Origin of the sequence: Pseudoalteromonas sp. UG3-2, from assembly GCF_037120705.1 — a bacterium.
In the GTDB taxonomy this organism is placed as follows: Bacteria; Pseudomonadota; Gammaproteobacteria; order Enterobacterales; family Alteromonadaceae; genus Pseudoalteromonas.
Genome location: NZ_JAWLJU010000001.1, coordinates 649,865 through 662,463 on the forward strand (window position 1 = coordinate 649,865; position 12,599 = coordinate 662,463).

7 protein-coding genes are annotated in these 12,599 nt (G+C 45.1%); 2 read left to right on the forward strand and 5 right to left on the reverse strand.

The annotated features are described in order from the left end of the window. Positions 1-115: 115 nt before the first annotated feature. Entirely contained in the window at positions 116-2,176 is a 2,061-nt protein-coding gene (locus R3P39_RS02645; RefSeq protein ID WP_336565464.1) for an ATP-binding protein, read from the forward strand. Positions 2,177-2,228: 52 nt separating this feature from the next. On the opposite strand, the gene R3P39_RS02650 is transcribed toward R3P39_RS02645, so the two are convergent. Further along, on the reverse strand, positions 2,229-4,772 hold the full coding sequence (locus tag R3P39_RS02650; protein ID WP_336565465.1) for a TonB-dependent receptor plug domain-containing protein: 2,544 nt from the start codon (positions 4,770-4,772) through the stop codon (positions 2,229-2,231). Between the two features lie 381 nt (positions 4,773-5,153). On the opposite strand from R3P39_RS02650, the gene R3P39_RS02655 reads away from it, so the two are divergent. Continuing rightward, on the forward strand, positions 5,154-5,657 hold the full coding sequence (locus R3P39_RS02655) for a hypothetical protein (protein ID WP_336565466.1): 504 nt from the start codon (positions 5,154-5,156) through the stop codon (positions 5,655-5,657). Positions 5,658-5,670: 13 nt separating this feature from the next. On the opposite strand, the gene rmuC is transcribed toward R3P39_RS02655, so the two are convergent. The 4 genes from rmuC to R3P39_RS02675 all read right to left on the reverse strand — a co-directional run bounded on the left by rmuC (position 5,671) and on the right by R3P39_RS02675 (position 12,596). Then, complete coding sequence (rmuC, locus tag R3P39_RS02660) at positions 5,671-7,146, reverse strand: DNA recombination protein RmuC (RefSeq protein ID WP_336565467.1); 1,476 nt, start codon at positions 7,144-7,146, stop codon at positions 5,671-5,673. Between the two features lie 61 nt (positions 7,147-7,207). Continuing rightward, entirely contained in the window at positions 7,208-7,894 is a 687-nt protein-coding gene (locus tag R3P39_RS02665; protein WP_336565468.1) for a response regulator, read from the reverse strand. A gap of 483 nt (positions 7,895-8,377) precedes the next feature. Next, positions 8,378-11,470: a DEAD/DEAH box helicase gene (locus R3P39_RS02670; protein WP_336565469.1), complete on the reverse strand. Its 3,093-nt coding sequence runs from the start codon at positions 11,468-11,470 to the stop codon at positions 8,378-8,380. A gap of 163 nt (positions 11,471-11,633) precedes the next feature. Next, complete coding sequence (locus tag R3P39_RS02675; RefSeq protein ID WP_336565470.1) at positions 11,634-12,596, reverse strand: ParB N-terminal domain-containing protein; 963 nt, start codon at positions 12,594-12,596, stop codon at positions 11,634-11,636. Between the last annotated feature and the right edge of the window lie 3 nt (positions 12,597-12,599).

Consider the following 12,599-nt stretch of genomic DNA (forward strand, 5'->3'; position numbering starts at 1 on the left):
ACGTCATAAAGCAAAATTTTACCAACTGGAAATGTAAACCCCCTTTACATGCTCCATATTTCCACCACTTTTTTCGCGCAATATTATTGTGAACTTTCCCAATTAAAAGCAAATTATGAGCGCGCTATCTATATTAATACCTCTAACCATGTTGTGTTTGGCATTTCGCTGCGATGCCAATCAAGCAGTCATCGATGAATTAAGAAGCCTTGAAAAAGCCGGTCACTATGAACAAGCCTTGGCTAAAATTGAACAATTTCAACAACACCAAGATGACACGGTTCGATACGAATCCTTACTGATTAAAGCCATGATCCATAGAAAGCAGGGGAATCATGCGAAATCCATTTCTACTTTACAGTTTATGGAACAAAGCTTTTATCTAACTGATAACAGGAAGTACCATATATACAAGGAGCTCGGCATTAACTTGCGGCGGCAATCGAAACTAGAGCAAGCCGAACAAAATTACTTAAAAGCCTTGGCAATTGCACAAACCCTAGAAGACCAAGAGAAAATCGCACAAACCTACAATAATTTAGGTGTGGTGGCGGAGAACAGAGAGCTATTAGCACAAGCGCTACATTATCACATGCAAGCCTATGAGATGCTCAAACACAGTGATGATCATGAAAAACGCGGCGCAAACTTTTATAATCTCGGTGACATATCACTGCGGTTAGGGGATTTAGACAACGCCGAGTACTTCTTCTCAGAGGCGCTCATTGCCGATAAAGCGAGCAAGGAGGTACGTAATATTGCCGGCACAGCATTGCGACTTGCCGAACTTAAGTTTCGTAACAAAAAATACCATGCCGCCAACACTCAGATCGATGAAGCCATCGATTACCTTAAACAAATCGGTGCCAATGCGGCGTTAAGTCGCGCTTATCGCACTGCGGCATTGGTTGCCCGGGAACAACAACGGCTTGATTTAGCGCTAACTCATGCCCAAGCAGGCCTTAAAGCGGCACAGACCACCGATTCTCATATACAGCGCTTTTATGCCAACCTCACCGTGCTAGAAATTTACATAGCCAGACAAGAGACGGAGCATACCGCAGCACTGCTCACCGAGCTTGATAAAATCACCGCAAAAGAAACAGCAGACACATTACTAGAGCGGTATTATTACGCTAAAGCACAGGCCTTAGCGATGACCAAGCAGCACTCACAAGCGTATGAATTAATGTACTCCGTGGCCAATTTACAACGCCAAAATAACGAAGCACTGCTACAAAAACGAATCAATAGTTATAAAAAGAGCCTCGATGTCCTAGTGCAACAACAAAAACTGGATCAGGCTAAAAGCGAGCAGGCATTAACGCTAGTGAACTTAGAAAATGCTCAGCTTTCAAGAAAGCTTTGGGTTATTGCTGCGCTCGCCATTTTATTTGCCGCCCTAATGGTTATTGGGTTCTTTGTTTTCAAGCATCGTAATGCCACCTTACAGGCAAAAATGTATCAACATAATATTGAGCACAAAGATAAAATGCTGGCCGACATTTCTCACGAGTTGCGTACGCCACTGAGCGTACTGAAGCTGCATATCGAAGCCATGGAGCATAACCTCATTGATGATGACACCTTAGCTTACGCCAAGATAAATAATAAAATAGACCAGTTAAATCAGCTTATCGCAAACGTGTATCAATTGTCGCAAGCCGACCATGACGCATTAAAGCTATCGGAACAACAGCACTGTGGCCGTACCGTCATTAATAGCTACGTATATGATGTCGAGCGTTTAGTAAGCAGTTACCAACTGCAGTTTATTGCAGACATTCAGGCCGATGATATGAGCCTGTATATCGATAAGCCTAAGCTCGACCGCGTTATTGATAACTTGGCTAAAAATGCCTGTTTATACACCGATAAACCCGGCAAAGTGCGGCTCAAAATTCGCTTAAACACTCAAGGGCTCTTTATTCAAATGGATGATAGCGCTCCTGGGGTGCCAGAAGCTGAGCAAATGAAGTTATTTGAAAGGCTGTATCGCGTTGAATCCTCTCGAAGTCGCGCCACCGGAGGGTCGGGACTTGGGTTGTCAATCTGTCAGAGTTTAATTACCGCTATGGCAGGCAGCGTTAGCGTTAAAACCGGCAAAATGGGGGGCTTGTGTATTCGTATCGAGCTACCAAAGGCGGTAACAAGCGAAGCGCTGCGAGCAAGCTAAAGAGCAGCAAGGTCAAAGGGATTTGACCTTGCTGAAAGCTTGTATCAAATGTTTAGAAGCGGTAACTGATATTACCGTAAACAAATCGCCCGTCGGTGTTATAGGCGGAGAAGCCAGAGTAAGGGAACACCTGATTAAAGGTGCTGTAACCAATATTACTCACCGTGTCCTGTGGGTATTGATCGAATAAATTGTTCGCCCCAAGTGCTAACTTCCATTGTTCATCAATGGTGTAAGCCACTTCAAGGTCAGTTATCCATTTTGCTGCCAATACCTCATCGTTTTCAATGCTACTTGAAGAGTCCACCGTTTCCCCATAGCGCGTTGCACGCAGCGTGGTTTGCAAGTCGCCATATTGCCAAATCGCAGCAAGGTTCCACTTGTCTTTTGGCGTACCATCTTCAAAACGCGCGATTTCGCGACGTGCAAAGTACTCATAACTATCACCTAACGCTTCCAGCTCCGCAGGATTTGCCTTAACGTCTGTGACTTCAGTGTCATTAAGGTTTAACGCGGCGCTCAATCTGACATTACCGTAATCAGCCAAATCCAAGCTGTAGGTCGCCACGATATCGACGCCTTGGGTGCGCGAATCGATGGCATTGGTAAAGTAGCGAACGCGTTGAGTATTAAACTCACCGGCTTGTTGTAAAATCGCTTCCACTTCAGGGCCGCTCAGATTTTCCGATAACACGATGCGGTCATCAATCTCTATGCGGTAGGCATCCACAGTAAACGATAATGCCCCTTGGGTGTACACAAACCCAGCGGTCATATTAACGGATTCTTCCGGCTCTAACTCCTGCGCTCCCAGTGCTTGCGCCGCAGCAGTATCAACTGGGAACAAGCCAACTTCGTTAGGCACGCCGTTTTCGAATACCGTAGCAATCGATTTGTATGAGGTTTGCGCTAATGAAGGCGCTCTAAAACCAGTACTTAAGGCGCCGCGCAGTGATAAGTTATCCGTCATCACATAACGTGTGGCCAATTTCGAGGTAAAAGTACTGCCAAAGTCACTATAGTCCTCAAAACGACCCGCTAGAACTAGGTTCCAGTCTTGGCTCAAATAAGTATCGAGTTCTGCGAATAACGCGACATTGTGGCGTGACTCGTCCACCGCACTCTCAGGCCCAAAGCCCGCCAATACTTGCGCACCACCAGCAGCAACAGGATTGCCTTGTTGATCGAGCACAGTCTGATACGATGCCAGCTCACCCATTTCGATTTCATATTGCTCGCGGCGATATTCGGCGCCAACGGTGAAGAAAACATCATCAGGCAAGCCTAAATCGAGTACCGTCTTAGCGTCTGCATTCACCAACCACTGCGAGTAAATAAGCGCACCATTGTCAAACTCAGTCTGACTATTAGCCCCTAATGAGGTGTTAAGGCTGTTGATAACGCCTAAAGAGAAGTCATTAGCACCATAGTTGCTACTGATGTCATAGTCCCACTCACCGCGACTGCCTTTAATGCCTAAAGCCAACGAGTAATCATCAACATCGCTGACAATTTGCGGCAAAAAGCCATTGGGATAAATGCTAGGCGTGTTACGGCTGTCTTTTGCACGGCGGTAAAAACCACCAGAGTTGCCTTCACGGGTTGAGTAACTGCCAAAGGAGTAGACTTGAGTGTCATTGTCTAAGTCATAACCGGCGTTAAAAAATAGCGCAATATCTTCAATTTCCGCTTTACCGAAACGGTGATTATAGCGGTCAAAAGTAAACTCTCGAGGGTCTAGAGCACCATTTTCATCGCGCTCATACTGCTCTCTGGGATCAAAACCGGAACGGTTCGTTGGTTTTTTATCACGCAATTCAGCGGCAATATTGATAAAACCATCATTGCCTAATGCAAAACCAGCATTGGCGCCCAGCGTCGTGGTGCCACCATCATGGCGGGTACGATCGTCACCAAGCACGAAGTCTAGGTTGCCGTCGCCATCGGCTCGTGTTTCTAATAGCTGCGCAGCACCGGCCATTTGAGTATTGTGCTCACCATAGGTCAAGCTCACGCTACCGCCTTCGCTGGCATCTTTTAAGACAATGTTGATGACCCCGGCAATGGCGTCAGAGCCGTACTGCGCAGCAGCGCCGTCACGCAACACTTCAACACGTTTAATCGCAGCAGCAGGAATCGTATTCAGGTCAACGGCAGTAGAGCCACGACCAACGGTGCCATTGAGGTTTAATAAGGCGCCAGCATGGCGTCGTTTTCCATTAACCAATACCAGTGTGTGATCCGGTGCTAAACCACGTAAAACTGCAGGTCTTGCGTGGTCAGTGCCGTCTGCTAGCGTCGAGTTAGGAAAGTTAAAGCTAGGGATAAGCGTGGTTAAAACTTGGCTTAACTCCAGTTGCCCAGTGCTATTAATATCATCAAGTGAAATCACATCCACAGGTACCGTACTTTCGGCGACGCTACGAAGGCTGCGTCGCGTGCCGGTTACTTCGATGACTTCAACATTTTCCTGAGCTTGTGTTTGCGAATCCTCTGCCATGGCTTGTGGCACGAGTGAAGCAAATAGAGCCGTACCAATGGCTAAAGAAAGCGGCTTTACAAAAAGGTTACTCTGGTTGTGTCGTGTTCGTTGCATAAATTGTCCCGTGTCCTGAACTTGGCATTTGAAACCGTGTGGCACTTAGCCACGGTATGAGACTCATCAAGGCATGGTCTTGAGCCTCTGATTTAATAACATACATTGTGCATTCATGACTATGCGACTTCTGGCGCATAACCCAAATTGCTTCATGGCAATTTTTTCATTACTCATGACGCAGCAGTAATATGAAAGGGAGCGGATTTTAGATCTGTTTTAAGGGACAAGTTAAAGAACTTTTTTGTCTAGCTTATGACGCATGGTTTAGTTCCTTAGGTCACTATAACGCCTGCCGTTACTGGTCTGATGTTTATTAACTCCATTTTTACTCCACATTGCCACGTTTAAATACAGTCATAACGAAAACGGAGCATCACCATGGCACAACGGACAATGAAACATTCAGATTGGCTGAAAGTAGTGGAATCAAGAACCAAAACTAAGCCAAGCAAAACACCATCTAAGCCAGTAAAGCATTATAAGTTACTGGTATTAACACTTATCTTCACTTGTATTGGTGTGGTTGCAAGCCAGTATAACAATACTGAAAGCGTAAATGTAAAGGGGCTTGACGCCGCCGCAGAGCAACGCATTTATCGCTATTTTTCGAAGCAGTATATGATGGGAAGCTGGCAGTTTTCTCATTTAAAAACCAGCACTAGCGAAGTCAATGTCTATATCAGAATACCAGAGCGCTTGGCATTGCAAGGCGAAGCCTTAAATGGGTATATCTCACAATCTTTATGCCCTCCTAGCAATAGTGCTATTTGGCATGACGTCGGCAGCTTAACGGTATTTATTCACCTTTACAGCGAAAGTCCTAGACGCAGCGATTTTGCAGCCTGCCGTCCTAAAGAGCAGACTTTGCTTAGTGGCGCATAGTGACGGCCGAGGCTTATTCTTTGCTCTGTGAGTTATCGGCTATTGCTTCATTTGGCTCAAGTTCCAGCTTGGCTTTATCTTGCAGTTCGGTCGGTAACTCTTTTACCACAGCAACGCCTAACTCTTTAAATTCGCTGGCTTGTTTTATCAGGTTGCCTTTGCCCATGTACAACTGTGAGAATGCCTTATCATAACTTTCTCTGGCTTTATCGAGCTGTTTGCCAACCCCTTCCATACTGTGGAGAAAGTTATTGAGTTTGTTATAAAACTTCTCCGCCCGTAAGGCCAATTCGCGAGTATGCTTGCTTTGTTCCTCAAAACGCCACAGCTGCTTAACGATATTTAAGCTGGTTAATAAAGTAGTGGGGGTCGCCACTAACACATTATTTTGTAGTGCATCTTGATACAAGGTGGGTTTGTGTTTCACGGCTTCGACAAAGGCGGATTCCACCGGGATGAACATGATCACCACCTCGGGCGAATTAAGACCTGGTAAGCGCTCATACGATTTACTTCCAAGCTCTTTTATACGCGCGGTGACCGCCTCACAGTGCGCTACGATGGCTTGATTGGCTTCACTGTCAGTGGCGGCATTAATATAACGGGTATAGGCATTTAAAGAGGTTTTAGCATCGATTACTAAGTGCCTAGACTGGGGAAGGTAGACCACCACGTCGGGACGAAAATTGCCCTCTTCGGTAGTAAAGTTCACTTCTCTTTGGTAATCGCTTCCAGCTCTTAGGCCTGCACTGTCCAGCACATTTTCGAGCATCAACTCGCCCCAGTTGCCTTGCGCCTTTTTTTGCCCTTGTAAAGCACTGGTGAGCTTGTCGGCTTGCTCGGTCATGGCTTTGTTGTTGGCTTGCAGGTGCAGCAATTCGGTTTGCAGTGAAGCCCGCTGTTTTAACTCTTCACTGTGGATAGCTTCCATTTTATCACGAAAGCCTTTGAGTTCACCTTGAACTGGCTGTAGCAGCTGTTGTAGCTTTTCTTTGCTTTGATGGCTGAAACGCTCACTTTTCTCTTCGAAAATTTGATTCGCTAAGTTGTGAAACTCTTCTTTGAGCTGCGCTTTTGCTTCTTGTAATTGCGATAACTGTTGCTCAAAACCGATCTGCTTTTGCTCAAGTGTGGTTCGCAGGTTTGCCATTTCGACTTCTAATTCATGAGCATGAACCTGTATTTCCTCTTTAGCATCTTGCTCACGCTGCCACAACTGTTGATATTCGCTACTTTGCCTTTGCCGCTCGGCCAGTCGCGCTTGCAATTGTTGTAGTTGACCGTGATTTTGTAGTTGTTGGGTTTGCAGCTGTTGCACTTGCTGTTGGGCCAAGTCAACTTCAGCTTGTTTGGCGGCGCTCAGATCCGATAACTGTTGCTTGGCTCGAGCTCGTGTGAGCCACAACCAAGGCGCCGTGACTGCAACGCCAGCAGCAACTAAACTGAGACTGTACCAAAGAGGGGTGTTTAAAAGCATAGACCAAAGCATATCGACTTCTCTGCAACGAACCTGCTTTAATCATACCTTAGATAATAATTTCAATCACTTATCATTTGTCTATGTGGTCGCCATTGAAGCGATAACCGGCACCATAAACGGATTCAACGACTTTAGTCGATACACCTAGTAACTTGATTTTTTTACGAATATTTTTTATGTGGCTGTCTATGACCCGATCTGAAATATCGAAGTTATCGGGCTGGATATGATCGAGGATCTGCTGTCTGGAAAACACTCGGTTCGGCGCGTGATAGAGCAGGGCAAAGACATCAAACTCAACCTTGGTTAATGGTAATGGCTGACCATTTAACTTGACGTTGAGCGCCGCGTTATCTACCTCAATCGGCTTTTGATAGGCGTTGGTATTGGCACAGCGACGCAAAATCGCCCTCATCCGCATCACCAGCTCAGCGGCACTAAATGGCTTACAGACATAATCATCAGCGTCAAATTCCAAGCCTTTTAAACGGTCGCCTTCCGTCACTTTTGCCGTCAGCATGACTATCGGAACCTCCGAAAAAGCGCGAATTTGTTGTAAACAACTCACGCCATCTTGGTTAGGTAGCATGATGTCCATTAAGATAGCATCTGGCTGGTTGCGCTTTACCCAGGAAACCACTTCAGCACCATCATCGATGTGGTGCATATCAAAGCCTGAGGCACGGAAAAACAGCAGTACTTGTTCGGCAATATCAAGATCGTCCTCAACAAGTAGGATCTGGGCAGGGGTCGACATGAACTTATTTACTCTTTGCTTTTAACTGTTGTAATTGTTGTTTGACTTGATTTTTTAGCTTATCGGAAAGCGTTTCATCAAACAATAACATGGTTAATATACTCGCTAAGTCTTCTGAGCTGGCGACTTCATGCAAAAGATCATAGTCTGTTGTTGATTGCGTCTCAATAAAGTTTAGCTGTGAAAGCGTAGTGGCGTAGTGGCGTAGTGGCGTAGCAAAGCATAATTTCAGTTCCAGTTGTGTGATATCCGTTATAGCTATTAAAAGCCAAGAATATGGAACAAAAATGGAGCAGCGAAAAAAACCAACTTTTTTGTCGAGTTAATTTGTGACATCGGATTGATGAAAAAAGAAAAGCCAGCTTTTCAGCTGGCTCATTACAATCAGTAACAAAGGGGAAATCAACATATGCCTACTGCTAAACGATTTCGCAACAAGCATAACAATAGACTTAGCCACTCAGCGATAGTTCAAAATTATTTTTAATTTTTTATCAACGCCAGCATTTGCGATTCGTCGAACTGGTTTAATTTCACTCCAGCGTCGGCAAATAGAGCATCAACTAAGGCTTGTTTGTCTCTTTGCATCTTGAAAACTTTTTCTTCTATGGAGCCTGCCATCAGTAGCTTATAGACAAATACCGGTTTATCTTGGCCAATTCGATAAGCGCGATCCGTTGCTTGATTTTCAACAGCTGGGTTCCACCAGGGATCAAAGTGGATCACCGTATCGGCCTGCGTTAAATTTAACCCCGTACCACCAGCTTTTAGGCTGATCAGAAATATATTACAACGACCTTCGGTAAAAGCGGCAATGGCATTATCGCGCTGCCGAGTTTGTCCTGTGAGCATAGTGTATTTTAGTGCCTGCTCCTGACACTGCTGCGCAATTAACTCTAAGACACTGGTAAACTGGCTAAAAATAATAATTTTCCGGCCTTCTTTTAGTAACGTTGGCAGATGTTGCGCCAGCCATTCAAATTTCGCCCCACGGTACTCGGTTGCGGTTTTGTCCACTAACTGAGGATGACAGCAAATTTGTCTCAGCTTGAGCAAAGCGTCTAAAAAGGCCAGCTTGCTGCGCTCAACTCCCTGCTCATGGAATAAAGTAACCAGTTTATTTTCCACTTGCCGTTGCACACTTTGATACAGTGCATGCTGGGATTCAGAGAACTCCAGCTCTTTTACCAGTTCGGTTTTGTTTGGCAGCTCTTGCACCACTTCAGATTTCGTCCGGCGCAAAATAAATGGCGCGATAAGACTACGTAACTCTCTCGCTTTAGCGCTGTCTTGCTCTTTTTCAATAGGAATTTGAAAATGCTGTTTAAACTGTTGCTTAGTACCCAAAACATCGGGCATAACAAAGTCCAACAAGGACTTTAGCTCCAATAAATTGTTTTCCACTGGCGTACCACTTAAGCACAGTTTAAACCGCGCCGCTAAACTTTTAACGCATTTTGAGATTTGCGCCGCTTCGTTTTTAATGTATTGCGCTTCATCTAATACAATGGAATCAAACGCCAAGTTTTTATAAAAGCTAGCATCTCTTTTCAGCAGCGGATAAGTGGTAAGAATAAATTTCGCCCCTTGCACCTCATTTAGCGCTTTATCACGATGTGCACCATGAATAATCGTTAGCGGTAAATGCGGCGCAAAACGCTTAAATTCATCACGCCAATTACCCACTAAACTGGTTGGGCATACGATTAAGCTCGGTTGCGATACTAGGGTATTATGCTGAGCAATAAAATAGGCAATCACCTGCAAGGTTTTGCCCAGCCCCATGTCATCGGCAAGAATACCACCGAGCTGATGGCGATTAAGAAACTTCAGCCAATTTACTCCCTGTATTTGGTAATCACGCAAAGTAAAGTTTTGCCCTTCGCTGGCCGGAATAACTTGTTGCTCTTTAATGGGCTGCTCAATTTCAGCTAAATAATCGAGCAGCTTGGGATCGTCAGACACCGCCTCAAGGTGGTCCAGCTGGAACAGCTGCTTAGCGTATGACAAAGGAAATTTAAATTGCCCGCTCGAAAGGTAATAACTAAAACGGGCTTTTAACCCCATCAGGGCATCATATACGGCCTTAGGTAAGGCATAGAATTGCTCACCAATGCAAACATAATGATAGTCATGTGCCAGGTTATTGAGCTCGTGGCTCTCAGACTTCTCCCAGTTAAGAGTGATGGGTTTGTCATCAAACATCACTTTACCTAGCACATGATGCTGCTTATCACGCTTGAGGTAGATTTTCACCGTAGGCGTAATTACTTGACTGTCACCGTGCAACTCATCAACCACCCAGCGCTTAACTTGGAGATATGGCCGCACTTCTTGATTGAACCAATGAATGGATACGCCATCGTTACTTGGCAGTGAAAAGGTATCTCCCTCATGGCTGAAGCCTAAGCCGCTGAGCAGTTGTTCACAGCGCGCTTTGTGTTTGCTCTTGGCAGATTTTGCTAATGGCTCAATTCGAAAGCCTGCCGGTCCTGCTTTATCTAACTTTATCAGTCGTGCCACCTGAGCTTGCTGCTGGGCAAGCTGCATTAATCCTTGCGGCGCAGCGATGACATCGTCATTAAAGATATCCTGAAAACGTGCCATCACTTGCTCTATTTTTTCTTCGCTGACGGCGGGCATGGTATGTAAATGGGCAATTTCTTGAGCCGTTAAATCGGTTTCAATGCGCCCGACAACAAGCTTATCGGTATCAAGATAAACTGGGGGGTCGGTTTTTATTAAACGCCATTGTTCCACCCCGGCTAGGCGGCTACGTAGCTGATACTGGCTGCCTTGTTGATGCCAGTAGAAGTCTAGACTTTGTTTGTGACCAAATAGCAGAGGCTGGCGGTCGTTTTGATAGTAACAACGATGGCTGTGAATAAGTTGCGTTAAGGCATTAAAGCCCCAGCTGCCAAATAATTCAAAATGACCTGGGGTATTTTGTGAGCGGATCCAACTGAATAATCGAAAATCACTTTCCAGCAGTCCTGAAGGCGCCACCTGACTGTTCAATTGTTGCTCAGTTAAGGCTCTACCCAAAGGATACTGACCGTCTGGACGGTTAGGTGACACCTTGGGGTTGACCAGAATTTCATTGGCCCGAGGCTCCAAAACAAACAGTAACACGTTATCAGCATCTTGATGCTCTATTGACTGTAACTGTGCTAATTCATTAAACCAGTCATTGACTAAAAATGCCTCACCGAAACCGCCAGAGTGTTCAATTTTGAGTTTTAATAATACCGCAGCAATATGCCGGCATTTGGGATTATTGGAACATGAACAGTTGGCTTCAACGTGCGCAGATCCTTGTTTGTGGGTAATTTTGATGTGCTGGGTAAAAGTATTGCCATAGTTACCTAAGACTTGGGCGTCGATTTGGGCAAAATTGTCGCTGTGATGTAAGTAACAAACCTGATCGTCTTGCAGATACTCTTTGGCCTTATTTAATAAAGCCGAGTTAAAGTACTGTCTAAGAAAGCGCTCAGACAATGGAAACTGGTTCGCTTGCTCTTGTTTGATCTCTTCAAATAAGGCGAAAAGTTGCTCTTTTGATAACTGCGATGACATTAGTAGCACGTAGACTGAAAACTAAAGAACCAGTATATGAAATTCGGGTTTTGAGCTAAAGAGAGAAATGCGAGAAAAAGGGTAAAAATAAACTGGTTGGAGCTCAAGTGTTGCTAAATAACCCAAGTTGGCCGTAAATTTGACCAACCTGGGGTTAGGGTAATTAATTGTAACTACCGAGCAGCTTTTGCAGCTGTTCTAAACGCTTATCGGTTAAGACGCGATTATCAATTTTAACCGTAATATCACCGCTTTTAAGATTGCGCTGCAGCTTGACGTAATCGTTCTCAAGGATCGATTCAACTCGACTGCTGTTTTCACCAAAGGTGGTCAAAAATTTAGTGATCTGCAGTGCGCGCTTTTCGTCGCTCATCGATTCATTCATAAAGCTTTGCTCTGGAAGCGCGCGTACTCGCTCAGCAAAGTTTTCAGGTGAATCAGACTTGGCGTTAATCAACTTTTTCGCTGCTTCTCGGCCTAAATGATTGGCGGTAGGGTATAACTTCAAAACATCAACCGGAATGCTTTCAAAGGCTTTAATGGCATCAGCGATGGCGGTATGTGATACGCCTTCGACAGCAGCGATTTCACGGTAAGATCCTTTTTGTCCCTGCGCTACTAGACGCTGCTTTGTAGCCGCATACGCCTGACCTAATTCCCATAAGCTTGGAGCAATGTATTGATCCGAAGACACAGCCAAGACTTTGGCGTCTTCATCACTAAAGTCCGCTGAGCTTAGAACGACATAATCGGCTTTTGCCAGCATACAGGCTTTTCTGCGACGCGAGCCTGACAACACTTGTAACTTGCCATTATGCTCCCAACACAACGCAGGATGAAGGTTGCGCTTATCCTTTTCAATTGCAGGCAATATGTCTGCGACGGCTTTTTCACCAAGCAAGGTTTGCTCTCTGCGGTTTTGACCATACACACAGGTACGAGACTCTATTTCAGAGAAAGGAATGATCTGACAGGTTAAAACAATGGTTTTATTAGGATCGCTTGGTGCGGGCATGGTAACCACATCACCGACTTTTGCCTGATCCAGTAGATCATCTAAACTGCTTCCTTCCACAGCAGTGGCGAAAGGATCCATACGGGTATCATTTTTACGTTTTCTAGCCATTTT

What these genes read in the sequence shown, in the direction of transcription:
- R3P39_RS02645 (WP_336565464.1), top strand. Translation starts at nt 116, where the DNA reads ATGAGCGCGCTATCTATATTAATACCTCTAACCATGTTGTGTTTGGCA.
- R3P39_RS02650 (WP_336565465.1), bottom strand. Translation starts at nt 4,772, where the DNA reads ATGCAACGAACACGACACAACCAGAGTAACCTTTTTGTAAAGCCGCTT.
- R3P39_RS02655 (WP_336565466.1), top strand. Translation starts at nt 5,154, where the DNA reads ATGGCACAACGGACAATGAAACATTCAGATTGGCTGAAAGTAGTGGAA.
- rmuC (WP_336565467.1), bottom strand. Translation starts at nt 7,146, where the DNA reads ATGCTTTGGTCTATGCTTTTAAACACCCCTCTTTGGTACAGTCTCAGT.
- R3P39_RS02665 (WP_336565468.1), bottom strand. Translation starts at nt 7,894, where the DNA reads ATGTCGACCCCTGCCCAGATCCTACTTGTTGAGGACGATCTTGATATT.
- R3P39_RS02670 (WP_336565469.1), bottom strand. Translation starts at nt 11,470, where the DNA reads ATGTCATCGCAGTTATCAAAAGAGCAACTTTTCGCCTTATTTGAAGAG.
- R3P39_RS02675 (WP_336565470.1), bottom strand. Translation starts at nt 12,596, where the DNA reads ATGGCTAGAAAACGTAAAAATGATACCCGTATGGATCCTTTCGCCACT.